The 18,764-nt window shown below is 67.3% G+C and carries 13 protein-coding genes; all 13 read left to right on the top strand.

Features of this window, described 5'->3' with window-relative positions; genetic code table 11:
* Positions 1–8: 8 nt before the first annotated feature.
* The 13 genes from guaA (at position 9) to P7V53_RS14370 (ending at position 18,752) form a co-directional block, all read left to right on the top strand.
* Positions 9–1,592 carry a glutamine-hydrolyzing GMP synthase gene (guaA, locus tag P7V53_RS14310; protein WP_280156145.1) on the top strand — a complete coding sequence of 528 codons (1,584 nt, stop codon included), beginning with the start codon at positions 9–11 and terminating at the stop codon, positions 1,590–1,592.
* 51 nt (positions 1,593–1,643) lie between these two features.
* Positions 1,644–2,207 carry a tRNA adenosine(34) deaminase TadA gene (gene tadA / locus P7V53_RS14315; protein WP_280156146.1) on the top strand — a complete coding sequence of 188 codons (564 nt, stop codon included), beginning with the start codon at positions 1,644–1,646 and terminating at the stop codon, positions 2,205–2,207.
* A gap of 7 nt (positions 2,208–2,214) precedes the next feature.
* Positions 2,215–3,129, top strand: a complete 915-nt coding sequence (locus P7V53_RS14320; protein ID WP_280156147.1) for an LD-carboxypeptidase — start codon at positions 2,215–2,217, stop codon at positions 3,127–3,129.
* A 4-nt stretch (positions 3,130–3,133) separates the two neighbouring features.
* Positions 3,134–5,350, top strand: a complete 2,217-nt coding sequence (locus P7V53_RS14325; RefSeq protein ID WP_280156148.1) for an ABC transporter substrate-binding protein — start codon at positions 3,134–3,136, stop codon at positions 5,348–5,350.
* 4 nt (positions 5,351–5,354) lie between these two features.
* A complete protein-coding gene (locus P7V53_RS14330) occupies positions 5,355–6,338 on the top strand; it encodes an ABC transporter permease (RefSeq protein WP_280156149.1) in 984 nt (327 codons plus the stop codon).
* Positions 6,339–6,343: 5 nt separating this feature from the next.
* Positions 6,344–7,798, top strand: coding sequence for an ABC transporter permease (locus tag P7V53_RS14335; protein WP_280156150.1), 1,455 nt, complete (start codon positions 6,344–6,346; stop codon positions 7,796–7,798).
* Positions 7,798–9,663, top strand: coding sequence for a dipeptide ABC transporter ATP-binding protein (locus P7V53_RS14340; RefSeq protein ID WP_280156151.1), 1,866 nt, complete (start codon positions 7,798–7,800; stop codon positions 9,661–9,663). Before P7V53_RS14335 ends, P7V53_RS14340 begins: the two co-directional genes overlap by 1 nt.
* A gap of 402 nt (positions 9,664–10,065) precedes the next feature.
* Complete coding sequence (locus P7V53_RS14345; RefSeq protein ID WP_280156152.1) at positions 10,066–12,942, top strand: TonB-dependent receptor; 2,877 nt, start codon at positions 10,066–10,068, stop codon at positions 12,940–12,942.
* A 155-nt stretch (positions 12,943–13,097) separates the two neighbouring features.
* On the top strand, positions 13,098–15,890 hold the full coding sequence (locus P7V53_RS14350) for a TonB-dependent receptor (RefSeq protein WP_280156153.1): 2,793 nt from the start codon (positions 13,098–13,100) through the stop codon (positions 15,888–15,890).
* Between the two features lie 299 nt (positions 15,891–16,189).
* Positions 16,190–16,849 carry an energy transducer TonB gene (locus P7V53_RS14355; protein WP_280156154.1) on the top strand — a complete coding sequence of 220 codons (660 nt, stop codon included), beginning with the start codon at positions 16,190–16,192 and terminating at the stop codon, positions 16,847–16,849.
* Between the two features lie 76 nt (positions 16,850–16,925).
* Positions 16,926–17,771 carry a MotA/TolQ/ExbB proton channel family protein gene (locus P7V53_RS14360; protein WP_280156155.1) on the top strand — a complete coding sequence of 282 codons (846 nt, stop codon included), beginning with the start codon at positions 16,926–16,928 and terminating at the stop codon, positions 17,769–17,771.
* Between the two features lie 35 nt (positions 17,772–17,806).
* Entirely contained in the window at positions 17,807–18,235 is a 429-nt protein-coding gene (locus P7V53_RS14365; protein WP_280153817.1) for a biopolymer transporter ExbD, read from the top strand.
* Between the two features lie 91 nt (positions 18,236–18,326).
* The gene (locus tag P7V53_RS14370) at positions 18,327–18,752 is read left to right on the top strand and encodes a biopolymer transporter ExbD (RefSeq protein WP_280153818.1); all 426 of its coding nucleotides are present in this window, start codon (positions 18,327–18,329) and stop codon (positions 18,750–18,752) included.
* Positions 18,753–18,764: the final 12 nt, after the last annotated feature.

Consider the following 18,764-nt stretch of genomic DNA (forward strand, 5'->3'; position numbering starts at 1 on the left):
GTCTCTTCATGCACGACAAGATCCTCATCCTCGACTTCGGCTCCCAGGTCACCCAGCTCATTGCGCGGCGCGTGCGCGAGGCGCACGTCTACTGCGAGATCCATCCCAACGACGTCAGCGACGACTTCCTCCGCGAGTTCAACCCCAAGGGCGTCATCCTGTCGGGCAGCCATGCCAGCACCTACGAGGATCAGGAGCTGCGCGCGCCGCAGGCGGTCTGGGAGCTGGGCGTGCCGGTGCTGGGTATCTGCTACGGCATGTTCACGATGACGGTGCAGCTGGGCGGCGAGGTGGAAGCGAGCTCGCATCGCGAGTTCGGCTACGCCGAAGTGAGGGCGCATGGGCACACCGAGCTGCTGCGTGCCATCGAGGACTTCCGCACCGGCGAGGGCCACGGCATGCTCAAGGTGTGGATGAGCCACGGCGACAAGGTGACCAGGCTGCCGCCGGGATTCAAGCTGATGGCGTCGACGCCGAGCTGTCCGATCGCCGGCATCGCCGACGAGGCGCGCCGCTACTACGGCGTGCAGTTCCACCCCGAGGTCACGCACACGGTGCAGGGCCGCGAGCTGCTCGACCGCTTCGTGCTGGGCATCTGCGGCGCCAGGCCCGACTGGGTGATGGGCAACTACATCGACGAAGCGGTAGCGCGCATCCGCGAGCAGGTCGGCAGCGAGGAGGTCATCCTGGGCCTGTCGGGCGGGGTCGACTCCAGCGTCGCCGCGGCGCTCATCCATCGCGCGATCGGCGACCAGCTCACCTGCGTGTTCGTCGACCACGGCTTGCTGCGCCTCAATGAAGGGGCGATGGTGATGGAGATGTTCGCCGGCCGCCTGCACGCGAAGGTGGTGCACGTCGACGCCAGCGAGCAGTTTCTCGGCCACCTGTCCGGCGTGGCCGATCCCGAGGCCAAGCGCAAGATCATCGGCCGCGAGTTCGTCGAGGTGTTCCAGCGCGAAGCGAAGAAGCTCAAGTCCGCGAAGTGGCTGGCGCAGGGCACCATCTACCCCGACGTCATCGAAAGCGGCGGCGCCAAGACGAAGAAGGCGACGACGATCAAGAGCCACCACAATGTCGGCGGCCTGCCCGAGACGCTGGGGCTCAAGCTGCTCGAGCCGCTGCGCGAGCTGTTCAAGGACGAGGTGCGCGAGCTGGGCGTGGCGCTGGGCCTGCCGCACGACATGGTGTACCGCCACCCCTTCCCGGGCCCGGGGCTCGGCGTGCGCATCCTCGGCGAGGTGAAGAAAAGCTACGCCGACCTGCTGCGCCGCGCCGACGCCATCTTCATCGAGGAGCTGCGCAACACCACCGACCCGGTCAGCGGCAAGACCTGGTACGAGCTCACCAGCCAGGCCTTCACCGTGTTCCTGCCGGTCAAGAGCGTCGGCGTGATGGGCGACGGCCGCACCTACGACCACGTGGTCGCGCTGCGCGCGGTGCAGACCAGCGACTTCATGACGGCCGACTGGGCCGAGTTGCCGTACAGCCTGCTCAAGCGGGTGTCGGGGCGCATCATCAACGAGGTGCGCGGGATCAACCGTGTCACTTACGATGTGTCGAGCAAGCCGCCTGCCACCATCGAATGGGAATGACGGATTCGTGAGACACATCGTGTCGATCACTCCTTGGCGGACCGGGTCGTCATGACGCCGTCCGACGAACATGCCATGCGCATCGCCCTCGACCAGGCGCAGAACGCCTGGCTCGTCGGCGAGGTGCCGGTGGGCGCGGTCATCATGCGCGCCGGGCAGGTCATCGCCACCGGCTACAACCGGCCCATCACCGAGAACGATCCGACCGCGCACGCCGAGATCGTCGCGCTGCGTCACGCGGCCACCCTGTTGTCGAACTACCGCTTGCCCGAATGCGAGCTGTACGTGACGCTGGAGCCGTGCGCGATGTGCGCCATGGCGCTGATGCACGCGCGCTTCAAGCGCGTGGTGTTCGGCGCGCCCGACCCGAAGACGGGCGCCGCCGGCTCGGTGGTGAACCTGTTCGCCGAGCCGCGGCTGAACCACCACACGCAGGTCGAGGGCGGCCTGCTGGCCGAGGACTGCGGCAAGGTGCTGCGCGACTTCTTCGCCGAGCGGCGCGAGCTGTATCGCCAGCGACGCGGCACGTCGACGGACGCAGGCGAGGACACCGAGCCCGGTCCGATTCCCACTGGCGAGGCGGTCGAGGTCGACACGCCGCCGCCCACGTCCTGATCGCACGATGACCGCCACCTCCTTGTGCCTTTACACGCCCGCCGGCGTGCTCAAGGCCGCCACCCCGCTGCGCCGCGCGGCCAGGCGCCTCGCCGGCTACGGCTTCGACGTGCAGGTCGACGAAGCGGCGCTGGCCCGGCACCAGCGCTTCGGCGGCGACGACGACACGCGCCTCGCGGCGCTGCACCGCGTCGCCGCCGGCGCACCCGACATCGCCTTCGCCACCCGCGGCGGCTACGGGCTCACGCGGCTGCTCGACCGCATCGACTGGAAGCGCATCGCGCGCAGTGTGGAGAAGGGCACGCGCTGGGTCGGCCAGAGTGACCTGACGGCACTGCAGCTGGGCCTGCTGGCGCATGCCGACGGGGTGACCTGGGCCGGACCGCTCGCCTGCGACGACTTCGGCGGCGACGCGGTGGACGACATCACCGAGGCCTGCTTTCGCGAGGCGATGAGCGGCGAGCTCGAGGCGATCGGCTTCCGTACCGAGGCCGGCTTCGATGGGTTGCAGGCGCGCGGCACGCTATGGGGCGGCAACCTCTGCCTGGTGACCTCGCTGCTCGGCACGTCGCACTGGCCGCGGCGCGCCGCCAGGGGCGGCGTGCTGTTCCTGGAGGACGTCAATGAGCATCCGTATCGCATCGAGCGGGGACTGCTGCAGCTGCACCAGGCAGGTGTGCTCGACCAGCAGAAGGCCGTCGTGCTGGGCGCGTTCAGCGCCTGGCGCCCGTCGCCGCTGGACCGGGGCTATTCGCTCAAGACGGTGGTCGCGCATCTGCGCTCGGTGACCAAAACGCCCATCCTCACCGGTCTGCCGTTCGGCCACGTGCCGACCAAGGTCACGATGCCGGTCGGCACACGTGTCGAGCTGCTCGTGAACGGGCGCGACGTGCTGATCGGCTGGGACCACGCGCACCACTGAATCCATGGGCCGCAAGACGCTCGCGATATTGGCGCTGGTGGGCCTGGCCCTGCTGGGTGCCTGCGACAACAGCCCGCATCCGCGGGGCAGCGAGCGCAGCAACACGCTGTTCGTCGCCTTCCAGGAGCGCACGCCGCACCACCTGGACCCGACCGCCTCGTATTCACTCAACGAGACGCCGTACCTGCTGTCGGTGTACGAGACGCTCTACGCCTATCACTACCTCAAGCGGCCGTACACGCTGGTGCCGCGGCTGGCCACCGAGATCGTCGCGCCGCGCTACCTGGACAGGAACGGCCAGCCGCTGCCGGCCGATGCTCCCGGCGAGCAGGTGGCCGAAAGCGTTTACGACGTGCGCATCCGGCCGGGTGTGATGTACGCGCCGCATCCGGCGTTCGCCAAGACGCCGGCCGGCGAGTACCGCTATCACGCGATGAAAGCGGAGGACGCCGCCGACAAGCACACGCCCTTCGATTTCAAGGACACCGGCACGCGCGAGGTCGTCGCGGAGGATTTCGTCTATGCGGTGAAGCGGCACGCGACGACACGCATCGAGGCGCCGGTGTACGGCGTGTTCGCCGAGCACGTCGTCGGCCTCAGGGAATACGGCCCGCTGATCCGCGCCGAGGACGCGAAGCTGCGCCAGGGGCTGGACCCGGCGGCGCTCGACAAGCCCTTCCTCGATTTCCGCCGCTTCCCGCTCGAAGGCGCGACGGCGCCCGAGCGGCATCTGCTGCGCCTGCGCATCAAGGGCAAGTACCCTCAGTGGAAGTACTGGATGACGATGCCGTTCCTCTCACCGGTCCCCTGGGAGGCCGACCGGTTCTATGCGCAGCCCGGCATGGCGAAGAACGGCCTGTCGCTGGACACCTGGCCGGTCGGCACCGGGCCGTTCGTGCTCACGCAGTACGAGCAGGACCGGCGACTGGTGCTGGAGCGCAACCCGGTCTTCCGCGGCGTGCCGTATCCCTGCGAAGGCATGCCCGAGGACCGTGCCGCGGGCCTGCTGGACGATTGCGGCAAGTCCATGCCCTTTGTCGACAAGCTGGTGTTCGAGGTCGAGAAGGACAAGACGCCGCTGCGCGCCAAGTTCGTGCAGGGCTTCCTTGACGTGCCGGAGATCGAGCGCTCCGACTGGGGGCCCGACTTCCTTGCCGATGCGGCCGACTCCGATGATGTCCGGCGCCAGTTCGAAGCGCGCGGGCAGCGCTTTCCGAAGAGCATCGAGCCCAGCAACTGGTACCTCGGCTTCAACTGGCTGGACCCCGTGGTCGGCAAGGGCGACACGCCCGAGCAGCAGCTGCGCAACCGAAAGCTGCGCCATGCCCTGTCGATCGCCATCGACTGGGAGGAAGGCTACGGGCGCGTCTTCACGCAGAAGGCCGGCGAGGCCGCGCACGGTCCGGTCCCGCCGGGCGTGTTCGGCACGCGGCACGGCACGGTGGAGGGGCACAACCCGGTGACGCACCGTGTGGTCAACGGCCAGGTCGTGCGCCGCTCGCTCGACGAGGCCAGGCAGTTGCTCGCCGAAGCCGGCTATCCGCAGGGCCGCGACGTGAAGACCGGACGGCCGCTGGTCATCAACTACGACTACCAGCGCGTGCCCACGCCGGAATTCAAGGCCGAGCTGGACTGGATGGTCAGGCAGTTCGCCAAGATCGGCGTGCAGTTGGAGATCCGCGCCACCGACTACAACCAGTTCCAGGAAAAGATGCTGAAGGGCAAGCAGCAGGTGTTCTGGTGGGGCTGGAACGCCGACTACCCGGATCCCGAGAACTTCCTCTTCCTGCTCTACGGACCCAATTCGAAAGCGCGCTTCGAGGGCGAGAACGCAGCCAACTACGAAAACCCCGAGTTCGACCGCCGCTACCGCCAGGCCGCCCAGCTCGACGACGGGCCGCAGCGGCAGAAGCTCATCGACGAGATGGTCGCCATTGCGCAGCAGGATGCGCCGTGGGCCTGGGGCTACTTCCCTTATTCGGGCGGGGCGTTCCAGCAGTGGATTCCCAACGGCAAGTTCGGCATCTTCGTCTACGACCACACGCTGTACTACCGCGTCGATGCGGCGCTGCGCGCGGCCCGGCAGGCGCAATGGAACCGGCCGGTGTGGTGGCCGCTCGTGCTCATCGCGCTGGCCGCGCTCTGGCTCGGATGGGCCGCGCGGCGCGCCTTCGCTGCACGCGAGCGGGCGGTGGCGCTGCCGGCCGGCACGCGAGGCTGAGGCGATGCTGACGTACATCGTGCGCCGCAGCCTCTACGGACTGCTCATTCTCATCGGGGTGAACCTGTTCACCTTCGTGCTGTTCTTCACCGTCAACACGCCCGACGACATGGCGCGCCTGAACATCGGCGGCAAGCGCGTCACGCAGGAACAGATCGACAAATGGAAGGTGGAGCGCGGCTACGACAAGCCGCTCTACTGGAACGACGCGCGCAGCGGTGCAGCGCGGATGACCGACACCGTGTTCTGGGAGCGCTCGGTATCCCTGATGGCTCTGGACTTCGGCCGCTCCGATTCGCGCAGCGCGACCGACATCGGACACGAGATCGCCCGGCGCATGGTCGTGAGCCTGCAGCTCGCCGTGCCGGTGTTCGTGCTGCAGGTGATCGCCAGCGTGGCGTTTGCCCTGCTGCTGGTGTTCTTCAAGCACTCGCGCATCGACTTCTGGGGCGTCGTGACCTGCGTGCTGATGCTGTCGATCAGCGCGCTCTTCTACATCATCGTCGGCCAGTTCCTGTTCTCGCGCGTGTTCCGCCTGGTGCCCATCTCCGGCTTCGAGTCGGGATGGGATGCGGTGCGCTTCCTGGCGCTGCCGGTGCTGCTGTCGCTGCTGTCGCGCCTGGGTGGGGAAGGGCGGCTGTACCGGGCGATGTTCCTCGAGGAGGTCGGGCGTGACTACGTGCGCACGGCCCGCGCGAAGGGACTGGCCGAGCCCCGGGTGCTGTTGCGCCACGTGCTGCCGAATGCGCTGATCCCGATCATCACCAGCGCCGGCAGCTACCTGCCGTACGTGTTCCTGGGCAGCCTGGTCTTCGAGAGCTTCTTCGGGATACCCGGCCTGGGCGCCTACGTGATCGACGCCATCACCGGGCAGGACTTCGCGATCGTGCGGTCCATGGTATTCGTCGGCTCGGTGCTGTACATCGCCAGCTACATCGTCGTCGACATCGCCTACACCTGGGTCGATCCCCGGGTCAGGCTGGGCTGAGCGTCATGCCGAAGATCGTCCTGCTGTGGTCCGACGTGGTGGTGCTGCTGACGGCCGTCGCCATCGCCGCGTACGGCTGGCGCATCGGACGCAGCCCGACGCAGCGGGCGACCTGGGCCCGCGTCTTCCGCGACGCACCCGCCCTGTGTGCCACGGTGGTGCTGCTGATGTTCTTCGCCGTCGCGCTGCTGGACAGCCTGCACTTCCGGCGCGCGCTGCCGCCGGCGCCCGGCGTCTCGCAGCAGCAGGCGTACGGCACGCACACCGAGTCCGTGCTCGACCTCCTGCTGGCACGGCAGCTCGCCGGCCGCGAGACCACGTACTCGGCGCCGCTGGCCACCCGCGCGCTGGTCAAGGACAGCATCGAGGTCGACGGCCGCGCCGAGCGCGTCCATCCACGGCTGCAGTTCGGCGGTGCGCACCTGCACGACGACGTCGCCGAGCGCGGCGCCGACATCGTCCGCCGGGCGGGGGCGGGGATGCTGGGGGGCTTGGCGGTCGCCGCGGCCCTGGCCGCAGCCGTGGCAGGCGCCATGGCCTGGCGCCGCGGCCTGCGACTGGCCGAAGCCGCGCGCCTGCTGCTGCGCAACCAGACCGAGCTGCCGCTGCGCGCCGCGCTGCTCACGCTGCTGGTGCTGGCCCTGGTGGCGGGACCGACGCTGGTGCTGGCACAGGACTACCACGTGTTCGGCACCGACCGCACCGGCAACGACGTCTTCTATCAGGCGTTGAAGAGCATCCGCACGGCTTTCGTCATCGGCACGCTGTCGACGCTCGCGACGCTGCCCTTCGCGATGCTGTTCGGCATCCTCGCCGGCTACCTGGGCGGCTGGGTCGACGAAGTGATCCAGTACCTCTACACCACGCTGTCGTCGGTGCCCAATGTCCTGCTCATCGCAGCCTGCGTGCTGATGATGCAGGTGTTCATCGACAAGAACCCCGAGCTGTTCGAGACCGGTGCCGAGCGGGCCGACGTCCGGCTGTTCCTGCTGTGCGTGATCCTCGGGGTGACCGGCTGGGCGACGCTGTGCCGGCTGCTGCGCGCAGAGACGATGAAGCTGCGCGAGCTCGACTACGTGCAGGCGGCCACCGCCTTCGGCGTCGGCGGCGCCCGCATCATGCGGCGCCACGTCCTGCCCAATGTGGTGCACCTGATCATCATCACGACCGTGCTCGACTTCTCCGCGCTGGTGCTGTACGAGGCGGTGCTGTCGTACATCGGCGTCGGCGTGGATCCGGCGATGAACAGCTTCGGAGGCATGATCAACCTGGCGCGCAACGAGATGTCCCGCGATCCGCTGGTCTGGTGGTCCTTCGCCGCCGCCTTCGGCTTCATGGTGGCGCTGGTGCTCGCCGCCAACCTGTTCGCCGACGCCGTGCGCGACGCCTTCGACCCGCGCGCGCGGCTGTTCCGGCCGCGCCGGATCCTGCCGGCGCGACCGCAGCGAGCGGCAGGCTGATGCTGCGCGCCGACGATCTCCAGGTGGCGCTCGACGCCGAGGAAGGCCTCGTGCGCGCGGTCGACGGCCTGCGGCTTTGCATCGAGCGCGGCGAAACCTTCGCCCTGGTCGGTGAGTCGGGTTGCGGCAAGAGCATGACGGCGCTGGCCCTGATGCGCCTGCTGCCGGACAACGGGCGCATCGACGGCGGCCGCATGGAGCTGCACGGCACCGATGTGTTCGCGCTGCCCGAATCCCGGATGCGCAGCGTGCGCGGCGGACGCATCGGCATGATCTTCCAGGAGCCTTCGACCAGCCTGAACCCGGTGATGCGCATCGGGGACCAGGTGATCGAGGCGATCGAGGCGCACACGGCGCTGCGGGGCGCGGCGGCGCGGGCCAAGGCGATCGAATGGCTGGGCAAGGTGGGCATTCCCGAGCCGCAGCAGCGCATCGACGACTATCCGTTCCGGCTGAGCGGCGGCCAGAAGCAGCGCGTGATGATCGCGATCGCGCTCGCTGCCGAGCCCGGCTTCCTCATCGCCGACGAGCCGACGACGGCACTCGACGTGACGATCCAGGCGCAGATCCTCGACCTGCTGAAGCGGCTGCAGCGCGAGCAGGGCATGGGGATGCTGCTCATCACGCACGACCTGGCGGTGGTGTCGGGCATGGCGCATTGGGTGGCGCTGATGTACGCCGGGCAGATCGTCGAAGTGGCGCCGGCGCCCGACTTCTTCCGCACGCCGCGACACCCGTACGCCCGCCTGCTGCTGCGGGCGCTGCCCGAGCGCAGCAAGCGCGGCGGCGCGCTCGCCGCGATCGCCGGGACGGTGCCGCCCCTGACGCAGGCGTTTGCGGGCTGCCGCTTCGCGCCGCGCTGCGATCGGGTGTTCGAGCGCTGTCGGCGCGAGCCGCCCGCGCTGATCGGCTCGGCCGCGGCCGGCGTGCGCTGCTTCCTGTACGAGCCCGAGGAGGCGCCGCGGCCCGAGGACGCACCCACGGTCGAGCCCATTGCTGCCAAGACCACGGCCGACGCGCCGTGTCACCTTGGCGACACCCTGCTCGATGTGCAGAACCTCAGCGTGCGCTTTCCGATCCGCAAGGGTCTGCTGCAGCGCGTGCACAGGATGTTCGACGCGGTACACGATGTCTCGTTTCGCATCCGCGCCGGCGAGACCCTCGCGCTGGTGGGAGAGTCGGGCTGCGGCAAAACGACAACCGGCAAGGCGATCGTCCAGCTGCTGCGCGGTCGTGCCGTGGTCACCGGGCAGGCGCTGCTCCAGGGCCGCGACCTGTTCGCGCTCCAGGGTCGGGCACTGCATGAGGCGCGACGCTCGGTGCAGATCATCTTCCAGGATCCCTTTGCCTCGCTGGACCCGCGCATGCGGGTGTTCGACATCCTGGAGGAGGGGCTGCTCGCGTTGCGCCCGGAGCTGGATGCCGCGGCGCGGCGCCAGCGGGTCGAGGGCCTGGTCGACCAGGTGGGTTTGCGGCGCGACACGCTGGCGCGCTATCCGCACGAGTTCTCGGGCGGCCAGCGCCAGCGCATCGCGATCGCGCGTGCGCTGGCGGTCGAGCCGCGGCTCATCGTGTGCGACGAGCCGACCTCGGCGCTCGACGTGTCGGTCCAGGCGCAGATCCTCAATCTGCTGCGCGGGCTGCAGCGGCAGCTGGGCGTCTCGTATCTCTTCATCACGCACAACATTGGTGTGGTGGAGTTCATTGCGGACCAGGTGGCGGTGATGCGGGCAGGGCGCGTCGAGGAGTGGGGCCCTTCGCAGCAGGTGCTCGACTCGCCGCAATCGGCGTACACGCGTGCACTGCTGGCCGCCGTGCCTCGAATCGGCGCATCGGCGCCCGGCGGCCTGGCGGCATCGGCCTAGACCAGTTGCGAGGCGCGCCTGCGCGGCGCGCCGGGCGCAACACATTGGCGCCTCTCCTGTTGCGAGTACCCAACGCGACACGAAACCCGGCGTAGGGACATGCCCCTAAGGCCGTATCCCGCAGCGCTCGATGCGGCAGTCATCCCGCTGGGTCAATCGGTCTGCAACCCGCATGAAATAAGGAAATTCGAGGGTTGGACAGGTGGTCTAGACAGGTCGGCACGAAGCGGCCCGCAAGGCGATCAAGGAATACCCTAGAAAAGCCTTCATTTCCTCACCGTGACAATTGATTTACAGGTCTGCATAGACGAGCCACAGCCGGTTCACACGATCGGCATGTGACTTGCTGTGGGGGCCCGGGTCTATCGATCAACCTTTCAGTGCTTCCCCACAGGAGATCCAATGTTCAGAAAAACAAAGGTCTGCACAGGCCTTGCGCTCGCTTTTGGCGGCTCGCTGGCCCTCAGCGTCGCCCCCGCACTCGCCCAGCAGTCCCTCGAGCGCGTTGAAATCACCGGTTCCAACATCAAGCGAACCGACACCGAGACCTCATCCCCGGTCCAGGTCATCAGCAAGCAGGAGATCGATCAATCCGGCAAGGGCACCGTCGCCGAATACCTCCAGACCCTCACGGCCGACGCTCAAGGCTCCGTTCCCTTCACCTATGGCCGCGGCTTCTCCGGGGCCACTGCCTCCGGCATCTCGCTGCGCGGCCTGGGCGCCAATGCGACCCTGGTGCTCATCAACGGCCGCCGTGTCACGACCGCCGTGCTGGCCGACGATGCCCAGCGCGCGTTCACCGACCTGAACGCCATCCCGCTGGAGGCGGTGGAGCGGGTCGAAGTGCTGAAGGACGGCGCGTCCTCGATCTACGGCTCGGACGCCGTCGCAGGCGTCGTGAACATCATCCTGAGGAAGAACTTCACGGGCACGGTGGCCAAGGCCAGCTACGGCGTGTCCCAGGAAGGTGACGGCAACGAAGCCCGGGCCGCCATCACCCACGGCTTCGGCGACATGCAGAAGGACGGCTACAACGCGCTGCTGAACTTCGAAGCCGGCAAGAAAGACCCCATCTGGTACCGCGACCGCATGGGCCGGGGCACGGTCGGCGTCTCGGCCATCGGCAACCCGGTGTACGGGTTCGGTTTCGACCCGGACGCCGCGAGCAACAACCTGGCACGCACCGGCGGCAACGGCTGGATCCCGCCGGCCGCCAACCAGACCACCCAGTCGATCATCGGCAACGTGCGGGACCCGGCCACCAACGTCTATCACAGCCGCGGCGAGTTCTTCCCCGCAGCCCAGGCGTATTGCAATGCCACGGCCAACCTGCCGCAGAACAACCCGGGCGGCGGCTGCGTCACCGATATCTGGCAGCAAGTCGGGCAGATCCAGCCGAAGCACGACACCTACAACCTCTTCGGCCGCTTCAACAAGCAGATCAACCCGAATCTCGAGGCCTTCGCCGAGCTGAGCTACTACCACACCGAGTCCGTCGTTTCCAACACGGGCTCGACGCCCAGCACGGCCGTCAACACGCCCTCGGGCATCCCCCAGTCGCAGACGGCCACGACCTTGCTCGGGGCGGGACACCCGGACAACCCGTACGCCGGCGCGGCGCGCCTGTCCTACAACCCGTCGCTGGAACCCGGCGTCGGCCCGAACATCATCGAGTCGAAGAGCCACACCTCCCGCGCGGTGGTGGGGCTCAAGGGCACCCTGGCGGCCTGGGACTTCGACACCGGCCTGTTCTTCTCGGAGAGCAAGCAGACCGACGTCTTCAAGAAGCGGATGAACGTTCTCGTGAAGAACGCGCTGCTGAACCCGACCCCTACCAACGTCGACGCCGCCGTCGCGGCCAGCCCGGCCTACGCCGCGCTGATTGCCGCCAATCCCGGAACGGTGTGGCGCATCGGCGAGAACGCTCACCTCAACTCGCAGGCGATGTACGACGCCTTGCTGCAAGACCAGTCGCGCGAGGGCTTCTCCCGCCAGTACGGTGCCGACATCAAGGTCTCGCGTGAGCTCGGAAAGCTCGAGGGCGGTCCCATCGGCGTCGCGGTCGGCGCCGAAGTGCGTCATGAAGCCAACAACCTGCCGTTCTACACCGGCCTGGGTGAATACATCGGACTGTCGCTCACCAAGTACGGTGGCGAACACGACATCTACGCGGCCTACGTGGAAGGCCTGTTCCCGGTGACCAAGCGGCTCGAGCTCAACGCGGCGCTTCGCTTCGACCACTATTCGGATGCCGGCAACTCCACGACGCCCAAGGTCGGCGCGAAGTTCAAGGCCATGGACAACCTGGCCTTCCGCGGCACGTATGCGCAAGGCTTCCGCGCGCCCTCGTCGGCGGAAAACAGCGCCAACTCGCTGGCCGCGTTCTCCGGCGCGACGGTGAACGACCCGCTGCGCTGCGCCAGTGCAGGTCCCGCGCTCGCCCCGTCGAACTGCGTCGGCGTCGCACCGACCTACCTGCAGACGGGCAACCCCGACCTGGAGCCCGAAAAGTCCAAGAGCACCACCCTGGGCCTGGTGTGGGACATCACGCCCAAGACGAGCTTGACCGCCGACCTGTGGCAGATCAAGCGCACCGGCCTGCCGGTGATCGAGGACACGCAGGCCGCCGTCGATGCCGGCCGGTATGTTCGCGACCCGGCGCAAGCCATCAACGCGACCGACCCGGGCCCGATCCTGATCGCCTTCGTGCGCTTCGTGAACTCGGCCCAGAGCCTGACGCGCGGCCTGGACGTGGAAGGCAAGCACCGCTTCGACCTCGGCGACGCAGGCAAGCTGACCGCCGGTCTGACCTGGACGCACCTGCTGAAGCAGCGCGTCATCGACGCGGACGGTACCGTCCATGACTACGCAGGCACCCACGGCAACTGCGAGATCACGAACTGCATCGGCTCTCCGAAGGACCGCGTGCAGGTGACGACAACGTGGGAGCGGGGTCCGGTGCGCCTTGGTGCCAACCTGAACTATCGGGGCAGCTTCAAGGGCATCGATGAGGAAGGGGCGCCGTGCTGGGCCGACGACATCGCTCTGCCCGGCGTTTCGACGCCGGGCGGCTGCAAGGTGAAGTCGTTCTACACCGTCGACCTGTCGGGCGTTTACGCATTCAACGCGAAGGCCGAGATCTTCGGATCCATCCAGAACCTGTTCGACAAGAAGCCGCCGTTCGATCCCGAAACCTACGGTGCCATCGGCTACAACCCGCTGGACTACTCGGGCGCGATCGGTCGCTACTTCCGTGTCGGGTTCAAGTACAAGTTCTGATTCAAGCCTTTAGGGCGCTTTAGCACGGGTGGCGACTGTCCCTTGCGTTCACGCGCAGGACATGTCGCCGCTGTCGTTCCGAGGTGCCACTTGTCGGGGACTTTTATCCCGGCCCCAGTCCAACTCCGAGTTTTGAGCACCACCAGGAGACCACAATGTTCAAGAGGACCCAACTCTGCTCTGCTCTCGCGATAGCATTCGGCGGCGGCCTTGCGGTCGCCAGCCTTCCGGCCAGTGCGCAGCAGACGCTGCAGCGCGTGGAGATCACCGGCTCCAACATCAAGCGCACGGACACCGAGACGGCGTCCCCCGTCCAGGTCATGACGCGCGACGACATCGAGAAGACCGGCAAGCAGTCGATCCAGGAAGTCTTGCGGGGCATCACGGCCGACGGACAGGGCTCCATCCCGTCCTCCTTCTCCAACGGCTTCGCTTCCGGCTCCTCTGCCGTTTCCCTGCGCGGCCTGGGCGTCAACTCGACGCTGGTGCTGGTCAACGGGCGGCGCATGACGACCTATGGCCTGGCCGATGACGGCACCCGCAGCTTCGTCGACCTCAACTCCATTCCGCTCGAGGCGGTCGAGCGCCTCGAAGTCCTGAAGGACGGCGCTTCGGCGATCTACGGCGCCGACGCCGTGGGCGGTGTGGTCAACGTGATCCTGCGCAAGAACTACACCGGCGCATCGATCGGCGCTTCATACGGCCAGGCCTCGCGAGGCGACGGCCAGACCACCCGCGCCTTCGGCACCGTGGGCTTCGGCAACCTCGACTCCGACAAGTACAACGTCTTCCTGAGCCTCGAAGCCTCGCAGCAGAAGAACATCTGGTCGGTCGATCGCGGTTTCGTCGGCGAGAGCGACCTGCGGCCCTACGGGTTCTACAACACCAACAATGGCGAGCTGCGCCCCTGGCTCGGCGCCAATGCGACGATCAACTCGCCGTTCGGCGTGACCCGCAACATGCCTGTCCCGGGCAGCGGCCAGCGCGTGAACGTCGTCGGGTGCGGCGCCAACGTCAGCGCCGACACGGGTCTGTGCCTGTACAACCCGCTGGTCGAACAGGAAGTCCAGCCCGCGATCGACCGGATCAACCTCTTCGGCCGGGGCACGCTGCAGTTCTCGCCCAACCTGTCGGCCTACCTGGAGGTGGGCTACTTCAACACCAAGTCCAGGGCCAACGGCACGCTGGGCGCGAACAACGACGCCGGCGTCTATCTGCCTGGGGATCCGCTGAACCCGGTCGTCTTCCACGACCCGATGGTTCTGCCCGCCGGGCATCCGGACAACACCTTCGGCGTCGACCGGGTCCTTGGCTATCGGCCGGCCGAGCTCGGCGGACGCGACCAGAGAACCAACAACGAGGTGCTGCGGCTCGTGCAGGGTCTGCAGGGACAGGCGTTCGGGTGGGACTTCGACATCGGCGCGGCGTACATCAAGAGCCGGCTGGTGAACGACAACTACGGCTACATCATCTACGACCGGATGCAGGAGGCGCTCAACAACGGCACCTACCGGATCACCAGCCCCAACCTCACGGATCCGAGCGTCATCGCCCACATCTCGCCGACGCTCACCAACGTGCCGACCAGCTCCATCAAGTCGCTCGACATCAAGGCGTCGCGCGAGCTGATGAGCCTGCCCGGCGGTGGCCTCGGCGTGGCGCTCGGTGCGGAAACGCGTTGGGAGAATGCCAACACGCCGCCGGTGCCCTTCACCGACACGGCGTCCATCGTCGGCCTGGGCTATTCGGCGTTCAGCGCCAAGCGCCGGGTGACGGCACTCTTCGGCGAAGTGAGCGCGCCAGTGACGAAGTGGCTCGAGCTGAGCGCGGCGGCCCGCTACGACCACTACTCGGACTTCGGCGATTCCACGACGCCGAAGCTCGGCTTCAAGCTGCGGCCGATCGACCAGGTCGCCATCCGCGGCACGTATGCCGAAGCCTTCCGTGCCCCGGGCCCGGCAGAGCGCGGCGGCTCCAGCTTCGGCTTCACCAGCTTCGGCATCCTGTCGCAGGGAGACCCGAACATCAAGCCGGAAACCGCCAAGAGCTACACCCTGGGCGTGATCGCCGAGCCGCTCGCCGGCACCAGCCTGACGGTCGACTACTGGAAGATCGACCGCAAGAACGAGATCGTGCAGGCCGATCCGGCACTCATCATTCCCGCCAATCAGTGCCAGCTCTCGTGCAACGGCTCGGATCCTGACCACCCGAACCTGATCAGCGCGCAGCTGCCGGGCGCCCAGCCCAATTCGTTCCTGTACTACGACGACCAGGGCAACCTGGTGACCGTCACGGGCTTCTACACGAACGCGAGCAAGACCAAGACCGACGGCATCGACCTCGAGCTGCGGCATCGGATGAACCTGGGCTCGGCAGGCAAGCTGACGGCACAGGCGAACTGGACGCACGTGAGAAGCTTCCGCCGCACCGACGCATTCGGCGTGGAGCGCGAGTACGCGGGGACGCACGGTCCCATCGTGCTGAGCGCAGGCGCGGGCACGCCGAAGGATCGCGCGAGCCTCTCGCTGACCTGGGATCGCGGGCCCTATGCGCTCACCGGCGTGGTCAATTACGTCGGCGCGATCAAGCTCATCGATCACAAGGGCGAGATGGTGACCGACGAAGGCGACGGCACGGTCCTCGACGAGACCAACGGGCTGCTCTACAACTACGCCGGCGGGGGCCTGGACTGCGCGTCCTACGATCTGTCCGGCAACAAGTGGAAGGGCAACTGCAAGCTGCCGTCGTTCGTGACCTTCGACCTCTTCGGCAAGTGGTCGCCGACGAAGAACCTGGACATCAACTTCTCGATCCAGAACGTCTTCGACAAGAAGCCGCCGCTCGATCCGTACCTGGTGCTGACCTACGGCATCAACTACAACCAGACGTGGCATCAGTCTGGTGCCGTCGGGCGCTTCTTCACGGTCGGCGCGAAGTACACCTTCTGAGTCGACAGGCCTGAAGTCGCAGGGGAGCAGGTGGCCTAGGCCTCCTGCTCCCCTCGTGCTTTTGCAAAGCGGCCGAGTGGCCCGCCAAATGGCTTGGCACGGAGCTGGCTTAGCGACTTTGGCGCGCCCGGACCGCTGGGGAAATCCAGGCTCGGAACGCACTGTTCGGCGGCTTAGAATCCGCGTTTCCGCGCGAAGGCCGGCCTTACCGTGGGCCTCGGCCTTCTGGCCACAAGTCCATCTGCGCACAGGTAAGTCGCGTACTTGCTGCGCCTCTTGTTTTTCTGGAGATCCCAGATATGAACTTTTCTCAGCGACAAGCGGACCCCCGAAGGCATCTCGTCGGGATCACGTTTGTCATTGCGTTCCACGCGTTCATCGTCTACGCCCTCGTGACCGGCCTGGCGAAGAAAGTGGTCGAGGTGGTGCGAGCGCCCATCGAGACCAAGGTCATCGAAGAGATCAAGAAGCCGCCGCCGCCGCCCGAAGTGGTGGTGCCGCCGCCGCCGCGTCTCGAAGCGCCGCCGCCGCCGTTCATCCCGCCGCCGGAAGTGCAGATCCAGACGCCGCCCCCGCCGCAACCCACCATCACCGCCGTGACCCCGACGCCGCCTCCGGCGCCGGTGGCGATCGCACCGGTGGCTCCGCCGGTCGTCGCCGCACCGCCCGCGCCGCCGGCGCCTGCTGTCGTGTCGGCGGCGGTGGTGTGCTCGAACTACACGACCGTGATGGGAGATGCCGGCTTCCCGCGTGAAGCGGCGCGGCAGGGCATCGAGAAGGGCGAGGCGGTGATCCAGTTCACGCTGGGAGCCAACGGCGAGGTCAAGGACATCAAGGCCTTGCGCGCCACGCATCCCATCTTCGCCCGCAACAGCATTCGCATCGTCGGCGAATACAAGTGTCAAGGCCAAGGCCGCGACGTGCTCGTGCAGGTGCCCTTCGGCTACAAGCTCGAATAGGCAAGCCCTCTCTTGATCTGGGCTGCTTACCCGTGGCCCGCCTCAACTCGTTCCATTTCCAGAGATCGGAAGAACCATGTCCCTTCGCAACATCGCAGCCTCCTTGCTCGTGCAGATCGCCTTCGGCGTCGCCGCCTTGACCACCGTTCCGGCCATCGCCCAGACCACGCCGGCCACCCCGGCCGCATCCGATGCCGCTGCCACTGCGCCGGCGCCCGCTGCGCCGGCGCCGCTGGCGGCATCGACGACCAAGGAGACGATCGACAACCCGTACGGTCTGAGCGCGCTGTGGGCGCAAGGCGACTTCGTGGCCAAGGGCACGCTGATCATCCTGGTGATCATGTCGATGGGCAGCTGGTACATCCTGATCACCAAGCTGTACGAGAGCCTGAAGATCGCCAGCGAGGCGAAGGCGGCGCGCCGGGGCTTTTTCAAGCATGCGAGCCTGGGTGATGCGGCCAAGACGCTCAAGGAAGGCAGCGCGTTCCGCTTCATTGCCGAGAGCGGCATCCAGGCCAACGACCACCACGAAGGCGCGCTGACCGAGCACATCGACCGCAACAGCTGGGTGACGATGAGCGTGCAGCGCAGCGTGGACGATGTGCAGTCGCGGCTGCAGGACGGGCTGGCGTTCCTGGCCACGGTGGGCTCGACGGCGCCGTTCGTGGGGCTGTTCGGCACGGTGTGGGGCATCTATCACGCGCTGACGGCCATCGGCATCGCGGGGCAGGCGTCGATCGACAAGGTGGCCGGCCCGGTGGGCGAGGCGCTGATCATGACGGCGATCGGTCTGGCCGTGGCGGTGCCCGCGGTGCTGGGCTACAACTGGCTGGTGCGGCGCAACAAGGTGACGATGGAAGCGGTGCGCAGCTTCGCGGCCGACCTGCACGGCGTGCTGATGGGCGCCCGCGCCACGCGTTGAAACGACTTCGTTTGCAATAGCCAAGGAGTACGGCCATGGCCATGAACGTCGGAAGCCCCGACGGCGGCGAAGACGAAGTCGTCTCGACCATCAACACGACGCCGCTGGTGGACGTGATGCTGGTGCTGCTGATCATCTTTCTGATCACGATCCCGGTGGTGACGCAGACGGTGGCGCTGAACCTGCCCAAGGAAAGCAACATTGCGCGGCAGACCAAGCCGGAGAACATCGAGATCTCGGTGAACAAGGACGGCGATGTGTTCTGGAACGCGCAGCTGGTGGCGGACAACGAGGCGTTGTTCCAGCGGCTGAAGAAGATCGCGACGATGAATCCGCAGCCGGAGGTGCACATTCGCGGCGACGAGAAGACGCGCTACGAGAGCATCGGGCGGGTGGTGTTCGCCTGCCAGCGCGCGGCGATCCAGAAGATCAGCTTCGTCACCGAACCGCCGCCGAAGGGCTGAGCCCTTCGGTGGCGGTTGCACCGCCGAACGCACCGCTCCCCCAGCCCCCTCCACGAGGGGGCTCCAGCAAGACCGACGAGAGAGAAAAACCATGGCCATGACACTGAACACCGGCGGGGGCGAGCCCGACGTGATGGTGGACATCAACACGACGCCGCTGATCGACGTGATGCTGGTGCTGCTGATCATGCTGATCATCACGATCCCGATCCAGCTGCACTCGGTGAACCTGAACATGCCCGCGGGCAATCCGCCGCCGCCGACGGCCGAGCCGGTGGTGGTGACCATCGACATCGACTTCGACGGCACGGTGCTGTGGAACGGCGAAGCGCTGGCCGACCGCGCGGCACTGGAAGCCAAGCTGGCGCAGGCGGCCGCTGTTGCGGATCAGCCGGAGGTGCACATCCGGCCGAACAAGCTGGTGGAGTACAAGTCGGTGGCCACGGTGCTGGCCAGCGCGCAGCGCCTGGGCGTGACCAAGCTCGGGATGGTGGGCAACGAGCAGTTCGTGAAGTAGAAGCGGACACAT

It is taken from the genome of Piscinibacter sp. XHJ-5 (genome assembly GCF_029855045.1).
Classification (GTDB): domain Bacteria; phylum Pseudomonadota; class Gammaproteobacteria; order Burkholderiales; family Burkholderiaceae_C; genus Albitalea.

Coding starts and splice junctions, on each gene's coding strand:
- guaA (WP_280156145.1), top strand. CDS start 9: ATGCACGACAAGATCCTCATCCTCGACTTCGGCTCCCAGGTCACCCAG.
- tadA (WP_280156146.1), top strand. CDS start 1,644: ATGACGCCGTCCGACGAACATGCCATGCGCATCGCCCTCGACCAGGCG.
- P7V53_RS14320 (WP_280156147.1), top strand. CDS start 2,215: ATGACCGCCACCTCCTTGTGCCTTTACACGCCCGCCGGCGTGCTCAAG.
- P7V53_RS14325 (WP_280156148.1), top strand. CDS start 3,134: ATGGGCCGCAAGACGCTCGCGATATTGGCGCTGGTGGGCCTGGCCCTG.
- P7V53_RS14330 (WP_280156149.1), top strand. CDS start 5,355: ATGCTGACGTACATCGTGCGCCGCAGCCTCTACGGACTGCTCATTCTC.
- P7V53_RS14335 (WP_280156150.1), top strand. CDS start 6,344: ATGCCGAAGATCGTCCTGCTGTGGTCCGACGTGGTGGTGCTGCTGACG.
- P7V53_RS14340 (WP_280156151.1), top strand. CDS start 7,798: ATGCTGCGCGCCGACGATCTCCAGGTGGCGCTCGACGCCGAGGAAGGC.
- P7V53_RS14345 (WP_280156152.1), top strand. CDS start 10,066: ATGTTCAGAAAAACAAAGGTCTGCACAGGCCTTGCGCTCGCTTTTGGC.
- P7V53_RS14350 (WP_280156153.1), top strand. CDS start 13,098: ATGTTCAAGAGGACCCAACTCTGCTCTGCTCTCGCGATAGCATTCGGC.
- P7V53_RS14355 (WP_280156154.1), top strand. CDS start 16,190: ATGAACTTTTCTCAGCGACAAGCGGACCCCCGAAGGCATCTCGTCGGG.
- P7V53_RS14360 (WP_280156155.1), top strand. CDS start 16,926: ATGTCCCTTCGCAACATCGCAGCCTCCTTGCTCGTGCAGATCGCCTTC.
- P7V53_RS14365 (WP_280153817.1), top strand. CDS start 17,807: ATGGCCATGAACGTCGGAAGCCCCGACGGCGGCGAAGACGAAGTCGTC.
- P7V53_RS14370 (WP_280153818.1), top strand. CDS start 18,327: ATGGCCATGACACTGAACACCGGCGGGGGCGAGCCCGACGTGATGGTG.